Here is a 12622-nt window from a genome sequence, read left to right on the forward strand (position 1 = left end):
CAGCAGACCCGTGGTAAAACCACGATCAACGAAGAACATCTCGCAAACATTTGACCCATGTGACAGTCTAGAGCAATATTTTCCGCCTCCGATGTCACCCACGGAGCAACTTTCCCCTGCATGCGGAAAATGACTTAACTCTCTCGATCTGCACTTCCCCAAAAACTGACCAAAGTCTGCTGGGTATCTGGTTAATGCGTGCCGTATTGAGAATGAGGCATCCGCCATGTCCCGAGACAGCAGAGTTCACCGCGCTATTTCCAGCAGCATTCATCAATCTCAAGTTGAACGGCGTCATGATGTTCGCTGGCCCGCATACTATGCCGTGCGGTGTGCCGTCATTCTCTAGGGGCCGGGTGCCCACAAACCTCAAGCTAGTACGCCGGAGCCGAACTTAAAGCCCGGCTCCGGCGGATCGCTTATTGTGCAGCTGCGCGCGCGGCAGTCAGCCAAGTATCGACCAATTCGCGGTTTTCAGAAATCCACGCGGCCGCCTGCCCTACGACGTCGTCGTCACCAGCGTTCATCGCCGCATTTTGTGCATAGACGTCAGCGATAGGAATCTCGCCGTTTTCGAGCAGAGAGCGTACCGCTGGGTTGTCATCAAGGAACGCCTTATTGACGACAGCATCAATGCTGTTGGCCGGGAAGCCAAGCACGCAGGGATCACTGACACATCCCTCAACGCCGTCGCGGATCGCCGCGTCGGTGAGCTCAGCCAAATTGTCAGGAAGGTTCACTTCCGGAACGTTGATCCACACAACGTCTTCACCAGGAACGAGCTCGTTGACGGTCCAGTTCGGGGTCCAAGTGTAGAACAGGATTGGGCTGCCGGATTCATACGAAGCAACAGCGTCGGCCATTGCCGCAGGATAGCCTGCCTTGATCAGATTGACGTGGTCATTGAGCTCATAAGAATTCATGTGGTGCTCAATAACCAGCTCGCATCCCCAACCGGGTGGACACGCGACCAGATCAGCCTTGCCATCCCCGTCACGGTCAAATGCAGCTTTCACATCGTCGCGCTTGAAATCGTCAAGTGAGGTGATGCTCAGGGCTTCGGCACTAGCCTTGTCGACAAGATAGCCTTCGATAGCGCCTCCGCTAACGACCGACCCGATGATCTCGGCTGTACCCTCAATTGCGTCCTTGTATGGGTTGTGGATGGGGAACCACCCGTCGACCCAAAGCGTAACGTCGCCATAGCCAACAGACTGGTAGAACGCGGGGTTATCGAGGGTCAAAACAGAGCTGACAGAATATCCAAGCTCGCTCAGAAGTTGGCGGTAGATCTCGGTATAGAACCAGCCCGTGTCCCAGGTCGGCTGAGCCATAATGACTTCTGTGTCTTTCCCCGGCTGCTGCTCTTGAGACAGCGCGGGAGCGCTGAGGCTGGTGGTTACAAGCATGAGCATGGCTAGGGAAGGAATTGTCTTGAGACGGAACATCACTGTTTTTGTCTCCTTTGCTTTGCTTTTCGTGGATCCGCCGATCGAGCGGAGGCGAAAGGGGTTATGGTCCCCAGGGGGCGGCCGTTGGTCTTAGGCCGCTTTTCTGTCCGTGGGCATCGGCGCTATTGCGCGTGGCCGGAACATAGAAAACAGAGTTTGGCGAAGAGAGATGGCTGGCACATTGCTCTGCGCGCCGAACCCTTGAGTGATCCGGTCGAGCACGATGGCGAGAATGACAATACCAACGCCACCCGCTGTCGCCTGCCCAACATCAAGACGTCCCAGGCCGGTGTTCACCACCAGGCCAAGCCCGCCCGCACCGATCAGTGCAGCGATGACGACCATCGACAAGGCGAGCATCAGCGTCTGGTTGAGACCGGCCATGATGGTGCGCATTGCCAGAGGCAACTGCACTTCGACCAATGTCTGCAGCGAAGTTGCCCCAAACGCATCAGAGGCTTCGATCAGGTCGCCGCGCACGTTGCGGATGCCCAGATTGGTCAAACGCACGATTGGCGGCAGCGCGAAGATCACGGTGGCGATAATCCCAGGCGCCATGCCCACCCCAAACAGCATAACGATGGGCACCAGATAGACGAAACTCGGGATGGTTTGCATGACATCCAGCGAAGGTCGTAAGACCTTCCACGTCATATCGTTGCGCGCGGCCAGAATACCCAGCGGAATACCGATTAGAGCGCAGAACAGCACCGATGTGATAATCATCGCGAGCGTCGTCATAGTCTGCCCCCACAGCCCGATCATGTCGATAAAGACGAATCCCAGCACCGTGAATATAGCCATGCCACGCCCTGCGAATTTGAGCGCCAGAACGGCAAAAACCAGCGTCGTCGCGAGCATCGGCACAAAGGCCAAAAAGGCGTCGAGTGCATTCAGCACTTGTGAGATCGGCACCTGTAGGGCGCGGAAAAACGGACGGAAATTTGGGACCAGCCAGCCGCGAACAAAGCCGTTCACCCATTCATCGAACGGTATAATCATAAAATCGGATGGGCTCATCGAGCGCCTCCTTCTTGGGTGCCCATCTGCGCTTCGGCCTGGGCCGCTTCGGGCGTTTCTGCCTCAACCTGATCAGCAGAGATCTGTGCGAACACGGCCTCAGGCTCGACTACGCCAAGCAAGCGATTGTCGTCGTCGGTAATTGCAATCGGCAGGCCAGCACTGGCCGCGCCATAGAGCGCCGAGAGCTGCGTGTCGCGATCTGTCGTTGGGTAGTCCGTGACCATCACATCGGCGAGTTTTACGTCGTCATCGCCACTGTCTCGGTCTGCGACTGCCGCCTGCTGATAGGTAACGAGCCCGGCAAGGTCCTCCCCGTCCATAACGTAAACCGCATTGAGGTTCTCATCTTCCATACGCCTAACAGCGTCTCCCGCCGTATCTGTGTCGAGCTGCATAACCGAGGGGACGCTCGCCACCGTCTCGGCGGTGAATACCCTGCCGCGATCAATATCGGCAACAAACGCAGCGACGTAGTCATCAGCTGGGTTGGAGACGATGTCCTGCGCCGTACCGATCTGAACGACCCGACCATCTTTCATGATCGCAATTTTGTCGCCCAGCAGCAGCGCTTCGTTGAGATCGTGGGTAATGAAGATGATTGTCTTTTTCAGCGCGCTCTGCAGCGCCAACAACTCGTCCTGCATTTCTCGGCGGATCAGCGGATCGAGTGCGCCGAACGGTTCGTCCATGAGCAATATTTCGGGGTTGGTCGCAAGTCCGCGTGCCAGCCCGACGCGCTGCTGCATGCCGCCAGACAAATCAGCCGGCTTGCTGTTGGCCCACGACGCTAACCCAACTTGCTCCAGCGCCGCCATCGCCTGCGCCTGCCGTTCACTCTGAGGCACACCCTTCACCTTCAGGCCAAACGCTGCGTTTTCAAGAATTGTGCGGTGCGGAAACAGCGCGAAGTGCTGGAACACCATGGTAATCTTGTTGCGTCTGATGTCGCGCAGCTTAGCGGCTGAACACGATGCAACATCATCACCGTCAATGAGTATCTTGCCGCTCGTTGGCCGGATTAGCCCATTGAGCATCCGCACCATCGTCGACTTACCCGAACCTGAGAGCCCCATGATCACGAAGATCTGGCCCTCTAGGACGTCGAAGCTGGCGTCCTGAACGCCAATCGTCTGCCCCGTCGCCTGAAAGATGGCTTCTTTGCTTTCACCACGCTTCAAAAGATTGAGCGCTTCATTCGGTCGGCTACCGAAGATTTTGAAGACCTTTTCGACCCTCAACTTGATATTCATAAGACCTCGTATTCTAACACAGCAAGAATACAGATAAGCACTACCCCAATATTCTTACGAACTTCTCAAATACAAAATATATTCACCCCGAAAGGATGGTCCTTTCAGAGAGAAGTTCTAAACTCTGTCGCTTGTTTGTGCACATGGTAGGCCAGCACAGTTGTCACATCAACCATAAAACTGCCAAAATTTATCCTTGACACCGTTCCAAGAAACCACAACCACGCCAAAACTTCTGACAAAATACAAGGAAACCGCTAGTTATACTGAGACTTCACGCCCCCCCCTCCCATCACCAAAGGCAGGCAGTTCTGGTCAAAAAAAGTTCGTCGCCGGAGTGAATTTGAACCAGACCACCGCCGGACATGGCAGCAGCCACCTCATAATCAGGTGCGCACGCCCCCGAAGTCGAAGATCCCATTACGAAGCAGAAAGCACGGGGTGGAACCGCTCAATATTCGCCTCGAAGCAACCCTCGGGGCGCTGGCGACCATCCTGCCAAGCAAACGCCTCACATCGAAACCGTAGCTACGGTCGTGGCGAAGGGCATTCGTAGCCGCAAAGAGTTCGTTCTGGGTCTACGATGCTCGAGAAAATCAGCTCTCAGGGCCGATAGCCCGATGGAACAGCCGTCCTCATGGCGCGCGCAAATTGGCATCACATCGCGGCATCGATGATGTGTTGACCCAGTTCTGATGTCGTCAATGGCGTTGACAACTCAAGCCACCATTTCGGACCTTCAGTCAAAGACTTGCTGAAAGCTGTCATTAGGTTGGGCGACAGCTATGCGCCCTCGTTTCCGCCGTCGAGACGCACGCGTTACCATCCCAAAAGCGGACACCTGAGGCTCTGCCTGGTCGAAGGCCACGACTAACTGAAGCAGGCCCCAATTCGGTCGTTCGATCATCTATGGCCATTTAGCGAGGCAGCTGTTCGGCGTCGAAATTTTGATGGGATCTAGGCAGCCCTTCGTTCACCTGTAGCGGGGCAGCAATGATGGCCAGTTCGCCTTTGGCCACTTCCCCCTAGACCGCTGGACACTCGACCACGCAAACCAACAGGATACACCCAATAGAAAGAAAAGTCGTATCGCGGTGCCCCAAACCTTCCAGGTCGTACGTGCCGATTTTCTATTAATCATGTCCTTAATCGCGAGATCACCGATGTGCGTAATTCTGACCTGATCGACGCCCGTCCAAGATTGTCGACGCAGGAATTAAACCTTTTGTCGTTCGATATACCGCTGAAAGCGTTTACCTAGCTGGCCTTGCTAGCCCCCCTTTCCTTGCCCATATTCGGTGACATGGCACGCCATCAAGGAGCGGGATATGTCTTTTGAGCGTAAAGTTGCCTTGGTTACCGGGGCTGGTTCGGGCATCGGCGAAGCGATAGCAAAGGAACTCGCCTCGCTCGGCGCGCGGATTGTCGTCACCGACATCAATAAGGGTTCGGCGGAACGCGTTGTAGGCGAGATCAAAGCCAGCGGAAACGAGGCCGCGTCCTTTATCATGGATAGTGCTTCACCTGAACAGAACGAAGCTGCTGTCGCCTTCGCCGTCAAAACCTACGGCAAGCTGAACTATGCCGTGAACAATGCCGGCATTGGCGGTAAGGCCGCACCCTCGGGGGAAATCGACATTACCGACTGGCAGCGCGTTATCGACATCAACCTCAATGGCGTCCTCTACGGCATGCGCTATCAGATTCCGGCCATGCTGCAGGCCGGCGCGACCGAAAGCGCCATCGTCAACATGGCGTCGATCCATGGCGCGGTCGCGGCTATCAACAACTCTGCCTATACCGCCGCCAAGCATGGCGTCGTGGGGCTAACCAAGAACGCAGCTGCTGAGTATGGTCCGCAGGGCCTGCGCATCAACAGCGTTGGCCCCGCCTATATCAACACGCCGCTGCTCGCCAACCTGCCGGACGAGTTCCGCAGCGCGCTGATCGCCCGCCATCCGCTCGGTCGGTTGGGCAGGCCCGACGAGGTCGCCAAGCTCGTCCGCTTCCTGCTCTCGGATGACGCCTCCTTCATGACCGGCGGCTACTACTTGGTCGACGGCGGCTACACCACTGTCTAGCCATCAATACCTGCAGCCCGCATGCTATGTGTTTCGGGCTGCCCCCTCCAAAGACGACAGAATCCCGGCAACGCCAGCGTCGACCTTCAGCGATATTGATTTCGTAAGCCGGTTCAGGGTTAGATAAAATTCCAAAGGCTGCCGTCACTCCGCGGAAGTCAGGCCGGGGACAAGACGTCCAATGCAATTATCACTGCAAAGCCGATTGAATGTAGCGCTTCTGACAGTGGCATTGGTCGGGCTTGCTGCGGGCGTGGTTCTGATGCTGGCTGGCAATAACGAACTCGCGAGGATAGTCTGGACCGCGGGCGTCGTTCCCGTGCTTGCCGCCCTTTTGGTGGAGATCTCCCGCAGCCTTCTCAAGGGTGAGGTGGGTCTCGATATCGTCGCCGCCCTCTCTATGTCCGCCGCCCTGTTCTTTGGCGAGACGCTGGCGGCTGCCGTGGTAGCGCTGATGTATTCGGGCGGGACCTTCCTCGAAAGTTTTGCTGAAGGCCGTGCCCGTCGCGAGATGAGCCAATTGCTCTCGCGCGTGCCACGCACTGCTACAAGGCACGCGAATGGCAGACTTGAAGATGTGCCGCTCGATGCTATCGAGCCGGGGGACCTCCTACTGATCCGCCAGGGCGACGTTGCACCCGCCGACGGCGCCATTGCAAGTGATGGCGCCGTGCTGGACCAGTCGGCCCTGACCGGTGAATCCATGCCGGTGCGGCTCAGCCGCGGCCAGGATGTGATGAGCGGATCGACCAATGCCGGCGAGGCTTTTAATCTTCTTGTCTCGCGGCGCGCTTCGGACAGTACCTATGCCGGCATAGTGCGGCTGGTAGAGGCCGCACATACTTCAAAGGCGCCTATGGCGCGACTTGCAGACCACTACTCGCTGCTTTTCCTTTTGATCACAGTTGTTCTGGCCACATCTGCGTGGTGGTTCACTGGCGACCCCATCCGTGCAGTGGCCGTGCTTGTCGTCGCCACCCCCTGCCCTCTTATTTTAGCTGTCCCAGTTGCTCTGGTCGCCGGGCTGTCGCGCGCCGCGCAGTTTGGCGTGTTGATCAAGGGCGCACGGCCGCTAGAGGCCCTTGCCAGCATTCGGACATTGGTGCTCGATAAGACCGGGACCCTCACCGATGGCCGTCCGCAGATAGTTTCGCTCGAAACTCATGGAGACTTTACTCAGGGGGAACTCTTGTTCCTAGCAGCCTCACTCGAGCAGGCCTCCAAGCATCCTATGGCCAGAGCCATCGTGACTTCGGCCCGCGAACGCGGGGTTGAGTTGACGGTTCCAGACCAAGTCGTTGAAGTCCCCGGAGAGGGGCTTTCCGGCACCGTAGGCGGTCGCACGGTAGTGGCAGGCGGGGTGAGCTTCGTCGCAGCGCGGATCGGCGCCGTTGCCCCTGAAGAGAGCATCCTCGGCGTCGGCGCGGCCCTCGTTTCGGTGGCAATCGATGGCAAGCTAGCCGGTCGCCTTGTAATGGCAGACGCCTTGCGCTCCGGCACTCCACATCTACTTGCAGGGTTACGGAGTCTCGGTATCAACCGGATTATGCTCGCCACCGGAGACCGGCATGCAGTGGCCCAGCAAATTACCGCTGGACTCGACCTAGACGCCGTCCACGCCGATCTGACACCGAACATGAAAGTGCGGCTGGTCCAAGTCGAACGGGAAAGGCATCCACCAGTGATGATGGTGGGCGATGGCGTCAACGATGCGCCCGCGCTGGCTGCCTCCGATGTCGGTGTCGCCATGGGTGCGCGCGGCGCAGCTGCTTCTTCCGAAGCGGCCGATGTGGTCCTCCTTGTTGATCATCTTGACCGTCTGCTCCCCGGCATCGAGATTGCGCAGGGTGCCCGGCGGATAGCTCTTCAGAGCGTCGCGGCGGGCATCAGCCTCTCGGTCCTCGGCATGGTGGCCGCAGCATTCGGCTACCTTACGCCGGTACAAGGTGCTCTGTTGCAAGAGGCGATAGACGTGGCAGTCATACTCAATGCCTTACGCGCTTTGCGCATTAAGCCTCTCATGCCTTCTGCTACCAACACAGCCGCCACATCCTAGGAGCACCTGATGAGCCGCCTTTCGCATTCCGAGGTCCACATGGTGCACCGTATCGGCTGGCTCCGCGCTGCCGTTCTGGGCGCCAATGATGGACTCGTCTCCACCGCCAGCTTGGTCGTCGGCGTGGCAGCCGCCGGGTCCGGTCGTCCGGAAATCCTCATTGCCGGCCTTGCCGGTCTGGCTGCAGGCGCCATGTCCATGGCGGCAGGAGAATATGTGTCGGTCAGTTCCCAAACCGATGCCGAACAGGCCGACCTCGCCCGCGAGAGGACTGAATTGGCATCCATGCCCAACCACGAACTCGACGAGCTGACGCAGATCTATGTCAGTCGCGGTCTCGACGAGGAGCTCGCCCGCAAAGTGGCTGTTCAGCTGACCGAGCGTGATGCGCTTGCGGCACATGCCCGCGACGAACTGGGAATTTCCGAAACAGTCACTGCCCACCCAGTGCAGGCCGCGCTTGTCTCGGCGCTCACCTTCGCAGTCGGCGCAGTCATTCCGCTCATCGTGGTTTGGCTTTCCCCCGCCACCCAAATCCCGCTCACAGTGGCGGCCAGCACCATCGTAGCCCTGATGACCCTCGGTGCAATGGGCGCATCGGCAGGCGGCGCCGGGATCGTGAAGCCTGCCATACGCGTCACATTCTGGGGCGCATTGGCTATGGCCGTTACCGCCGGCGTGGGGTTAATTTTCGGGGTTAGCGCTGCCTAACGGGCTGGATGGAAGCGCAATCAACCGTCTCTGTCGAAACAGCGTTCTGTTGTGCGAGATACAAGCTCATGCGGCATGAATATTTTGGGACACTCTCAAGGGTGTCCTCCAAACTTCGTAATAAGAGTCGCCATATCAATAGGCCCAACATAGGGCGGGAAGTGTTGTCTCAGAGCCTACACCGCTGAAGCATAACCTTAGTCTATATTCGGATCGTTCCGCCGTGGCACTCATTGAGTGGCCAGTCCAAGGAGACTTTCCATGAAAAAACAGATTGTTCTTATCGCCTTTGCCGCGGTGGCTTCCGCCGGCTTCTCCGGTACCGCCCTAGCTCAGAGCACCACGGCCACTGCGACCACCGAACTCAACATCCGCTCGGGCCCGGGACCCCATTTCCCTTCGGTCGGCTTCATTGTGGCCGGCGGTTCAACTATGGTTGAGGGGTGCCTGCAGGGGAGCAAATGGTGCCGCGTTAATTATGACGGGGTTGTGGGCTGGTCCTATTCGGATTATTTGAGCGCCGACCTTTCCGGTCAGGCCATTGTGCTCACTGATCGCTATCCGGATGTCGGCGTGGCGACGGTCACCTACGAAGCCAGCGACGCTGCAGCAGGCGGCGCAGTTGCCGGAACCGTCGGCGGCGCCGTGGCCGGCGCTCTGATCGGGGGTCCCGTCGGCGCCGCGATTGGCGGAGTGATTGGTGCCACAGGCGGCGCGACCGCCGGTACTGTTATTGATCCGCCGGAAGTGGCCCGCACCTACGTCACATCCAATCCGCTCGATCCGGTCTATCTCGACGGCGAAGTGGTGGTTGGTGCCGGCCTTCCGGACACGGTGACGCTTCAGGCAATTCCCGACTACAACTACCAGTATGTTTATATCAATGGTCAGGCAGCGCTGGTCGACCCAGGCTCCCGCCGCATCGTTTACGTGGTGCGCTAAACCGGTCTAGGTCGGCCTTCGGGCCGGCCAATCGCTTTTAGCCCAGCTGGCCCGAGCTACAAGAAAAGGGCGCAGCTCAGTTATTTCATTACTGGCCGTTGCCGACATCCTCAGCCGCCGAAAACGTGGCGTTTAGTCAAAATAGCGCACTTGCTTGATGTGTCTGTTTTAGTGGCCACATCCACATCTTGAGCGTCGCGAATGCGGTCATTAACTGATCCCCCCTGTTTGTCAGGTAAGCGCCTGATTTCGGCCGCTCAGCACGTTCTACAGCTCTTCTAGAAGCTGCAGTTCTTTAAATATCACCAAATGTCTCTAGTGGGGTGGGTTGCGGACTGGCCGCTTTTGGACGGCGATACCAACTAGGCAGCCGCTCTATGACTTCGTCGACGCCGCACGCTACAGCAGCATTGTGGATGTCGCCGTCACTTGCATCCCTGACTCCACCATACCGAGCGGGGACTTTGGCGGAACCTTTCCGCGCAGCGACCTGAAACCAAACGCAGGTCGCAACCGGTGTCCGCCTTTCAAGCAACTATAAACTGGCCCGGAAACGCCCGGCTTAAGTTCTTGACCTCCTCGTCCATGGCCTGACGAAGGACGGCATACATTTCGACCTCATGCCGCTCCCACTCTGTTCGTAAGCGGTGTCCTACCTCCACCTTCCATGCTGGTGTCGGCCATGAGATTGCGCACTGATTGATGTCAGTGCGGGAGTTTCTCCATGGACGCTCCAATGGAGCTTCTCACAAACAGCGCGGGACGGCGTCGCAACCGGCAATGGCCCGATGAGGTGAAGGCGCGGATTGTCGCCGAAACGCTTCGGCCAGGGGCGACTGTCGGTCAAGTTGCGCAGCGACATGGGCTGAAGGCCAACCATCTGTCGTCGTGGCGGACCCTCGCCCGGAATGGGAAGCTGGTGCTGCCGGCTCCGGAAGGCCCTGTTGAGTTTGCGAGTCTAATGGTCGCTCCGGTTGAGGAGGTGACGGCCGAGGAGCCGTCGGCGTCGGCTGGGCCAGAGATTGTGTTGGGGGCGGTGTCCATCCGCTTGGAGCCGGGTGCTCCGGCGAGCCGGATTGCCTCGGTTGTACACGCCCTGATGGCGACCTCATGATCTTTCCTTCGAACCGGGTGCGGATCGTGGTGGCGACCAAACCCATCGACTTCCGCAAAGGCCACGACAGCCTGGCCGCTTTGGTGAAGAACGAGCTGCACAAGGACCCGTTCACGGGAACGGTCTTTGTGTTCCGTGCCAAAAAGACCGACCGATTGAAGCTGCTCTACTGGGATGGCACCGGACTGGTTATGGCCTACAAGCGACTGGAAGAGCACAGCTTCACTTGGCCTGCGGTTAAGGACGGACTGATGACACTCAGCCACGCGCAGTTCGAGGCCCTGTTCTCCGGACTCGACTGGCGGCGGGTTCGGGCCGTTGCAGCCAGGGCTCCAGAAGCCGTGGAATGACTGCGGCAGGATGACTCAGGGCTTGTCTTTTTGCGGGCATGCCGGCGCCTGATCTGCTAGGGTTCTGGTCATGCTCGAGACCGCCGAACTTCCCGACGATGTTACCGCCCTCAAGGCGATGCTCGTCGCGGCGGAGGCGCGCAATCAGCGCAAGGATGAGCGGATCGCACAGCTGGAAAAGCTGGTCGCAGCGTTCAGGCAAGCGGCCTTCGGGCGCAGGTCGGAAAAGAGCGATCCGGACCAGTTCGAGCTGGCGCTGGAGGATCTGGAAACAGCCATCGCGGCAGTCCACGCCGAGGAAGATGCAGAGGATCGCGCGGCCCGGCGGTCGGCCAAACCGCGCAGCACCAATCGTGGTTCGCTCCCCAAGCACCTGCCGCGGATCGAGGAGATCATTGAGCCCGATAGCCTGATCTGTGGCTGCGGCGGCGGTCTGCACTGCATTGGCGAGGACGTCTCCGAGAAGCTCGATGTGATCCCGGCCCAGTTCCGGGTGATCGTGACCCGTCGCCCCAAATATGCCTGCCGATCCTGCACGGACGGTGTGGTGCAGGCGCCGGCGCCCGTTCGACTAATCCCTGGCGGGCTCCCAACTGAGGCCATGGTCGCCCATGTTCTGGTCAGCAAATACGCCGACCACCTTCCGCTCTATCGCCAAGCGCAGATTTACAGCCGCCAGGGTATTGATCTGGACCGCTCAACACTGGCCGATTGGGTCGGTCGGGCCGCCTTCGAGCTGCGTCCGGTCTATGACGCCCTGCTGGCGGACCTCAAACGGTCCTCAAAGCTGTTCATGGACGAAACCCGCGCTCCGGTGCTTGATCCTGGAGCCAGAAAGACCAAAACCGGATACTTCTGGGCCCTGGCCAGAGACGAGCGTCCCTGGAATGGCACCGCACCACCCGGTGTTGCCTTCACCTATGCCCCTGGCCGAGGTGGTCTTCATGCCGAACAGATATTGCAGGGCTTCGGCGGCATCCTGCAGGTGGATGGCTATGCCGGCTACAACCGGCTGGTCTCGCCCAGCCGTGTCGGCGCGGGTATCCAGCTCGCCTATTGCTGGGCCCATGCGCGCCGCAAGCTGATTGATATCACCCGCACTGGTCCTGCGCCGATCGCCCAAGAGGGGGTGCGGCTCATCCGCGAACTCTACGCCATTGAGGCCGATATCCGAGGCCGGGGCCCGGATGACCGCCTCGCCGTGCGCCGGGAGCGGTCAGCTCCAGCCCTGGCGCGGATAAAAGATTGGCATGATCACCATCGCAGGCGCGTCTCGCCAAAAGCGCCGCTCGGGGAAGCATTGAGCTATATCGCCAAATACTGGGCTGGGCTCGAGTTGTTCCTGACCGATGGGCGCATTGAGCTCGACAACAATGCTGTCGAGCGGACCATCCGTCCCATCGCACTGAATCGGAAGAACGCGCTCTTTGCCGGTCATGATACCGGTGCTGAGAACTGGGCCGTCATCGCCTCGCTGATCGAAACCTGCAAGCTCAACAGCGTCGATCCCAACGCCTGGCTGGCCGCGACACTCCACGCCATCGTCACCAGACATAGGCAGAGCCGCATTAACGAACTGCTCCCGTGGAACTATCCTGCCATCGTGGGTGATTGACGCTGTTGGCTCTGGCGGCATAGTCAGAA

The 12622-nt window shown here is 58.9% G+C and carries 10 protein-coding genes; 7 read left to right on the plus strand and 3 right to left on the minus strand.

Annotated elements, in window-relative coordinates; translation table 11 throughout:
* Positions 1–419: 419 nt before the first annotated feature.
* From proX to H4N61_RS08990, 3 genes are all read right to left on the minus strand, one after another.
* Positions 420–1448, minus strand: a complete 1029-nt coding sequence (gene proX / locus H4N61_RS08980; RefSeq protein ID WP_182395868.1) for a glycine betaine/L-proline ABC transporter substrate-binding protein ProX — start codon at positions 1446–1448, stop codon at positions 420–422.
* A gap of 93 nt (positions 1449–1541) precedes the next feature.
* The gene (locus H4N61_RS08985; protein ID WP_182395870.1) at positions 1542–2471 is read right to left on the minus strand and encodes a proline/glycine betaine ABC transporter permease; all 930 of its coding nucleotides are present in this window, start codon (positions 2469–2471) and stop codon (positions 1542–1544) included.
* Positions 2468–3724: a glycine betaine/L-proline ABC transporter ATP-binding protein gene (locus H4N61_RS08990; RefSeq protein WP_182393811.1), complete on the minus strand. Its 1257-nt coding sequence runs from the start codon at positions 3722–3724 to the stop codon at positions 2468–2470. The genes H4N61_RS08985 and H4N61_RS08990 overlap by 4 nt, the downstream gene beginning before the upstream one ends.
* A gap of 1328 nt (positions 3725–5052) precedes the next feature.
* Between H4N61_RS08990 and H4N61_RS08995 the strand changes: the two genes are divergently transcribed.
* From H4N61_RS08995 to H4N61_RS09025, 7 genes are all read left to right on the plus strand, one after another.
* Entirely contained in the window at positions 5053–5805 is a 753-nt protein-coding gene (locus tag H4N61_RS08995) for a glucose 1-dehydrogenase (RefSeq protein WP_169193729.1), read from the plus strand.
* A 181-nt stretch (positions 5806–5986) separates the two neighbouring features.
* Positions 5987–7861 carry a heavy metal translocating P-type ATPase gene (locus tag H4N61_RS09000; RefSeq protein ID WP_182393812.1) on the plus strand — a complete coding sequence of 625 codons (1875 nt, stop codon included), beginning with the start codon at positions 5987–5989 and terminating at the stop codon, positions 7859–7861.
* Between the two features lie 9 nt (positions 7862–7870).
* Positions 7871–8572, plus strand: a complete 702-nt coding sequence (locus tag H4N61_RS09005) for a VIT family protein (protein ID WP_169193727.1) — start codon at positions 7871–7873, stop codon at positions 8570–8572.
* 261 nt (positions 8573–8833) lie between these two features.
* The gene (locus H4N61_RS09010; RefSeq protein ID WP_169193726.1) at positions 8834–9514 is read left to right on the plus strand and encodes a DUF1236 domain-containing protein; all 681 of its coding nucleotides are present in this window, start codon (positions 8834–8836) and stop codon (positions 9512–9514) included.
* Positions 9515–10238: 724 nt separating this feature from the next.
* The gene (locus tag H4N61_RS09015; protein ID WP_116655198.1) at positions 10239–10628 is read left to right on the plus strand and encodes a transposase; all 390 of its coding nucleotides are present in this window, start codon (positions 10239–10241) and stop codon (positions 10626–10628) included.
* The gene (gene tnpB, locus H4N61_RS09020) at positions 10625–10978 is read left to right on the plus strand and encodes an IS66 family insertion sequence element accessory protein TnpB (RefSeq protein WP_116655199.1); all 354 of its coding nucleotides are present in this window, start codon (positions 10625–10627) and stop codon (positions 10976–10978) included. The genes H4N61_RS09015 and tnpB overlap by 4 nt, the downstream gene beginning before the upstream one ends.
* Positions 10979–11048: 70 nt before the next feature.
* Positions 11049–12593: an IS66 family transposase gene (locus H4N61_RS09025; RefSeq protein WP_116655200.1), complete on the plus strand. Its 1545-nt coding sequence runs from the start codon at positions 11049–11051 to the stop codon at positions 12591–12593.
* Positions 12594–12622: the final 29 nt, after the last annotated feature.

It is taken from the genome of Devosia sp. MC521 (assembly GCF_014127105.1).
Classification (GTDB): Bacteria; Pseudomonadota; Alphaproteobacteria; order Rhizobiales; family Devosiaceae; genus Devosia.